General features: G+C 65.8%; 1 protein-coding gene. It reads right to left on the bottom strand.

Going from position 1 to position 298, the window contains the following annotated elements; all coding sequences use genetic code 11:
* On the bottom strand, nt 1–298 hold a 298-nt coding region (locus AC0L3B_RS39200; RefSeq protein ID WP_473383113.1), incomplete at both ends, for a dermonecrotic toxin domain-containing protein.

Raw genomic sequence — 298 nt, forward strand, 5'->3', positions numbered from 1 at the left:
GGGCCCGGGCTACGGCATCGGGCATGTCGAAGACCTGCTGCACAAAGCTCCAGGCCGAGGCCGAGAGCTGTTCGTCGAGCCTCTGTTCGTGGGCGTACTGCAGCATTTGCCAGGGCAACTGCCGACAGAACCGATCACGGCGTACGAGTGCGTCATCGCCTTGGCCTTCCAGGTGGCTGGTCAGGTGTGCCTGGTACAACCGCTTGAGGTCCAGTTGGCGCACCAGCTGCACCACGGCATCGCCGTCCAGGCCCGGTGGCAGTGGCGTGGCGGTGCGCGAACTGAGCCGGATGCCTTC

The sequence above is a fragment of the Bradyrhizobium sp. Kon56 genome (genome assembly GCF_055807635.1).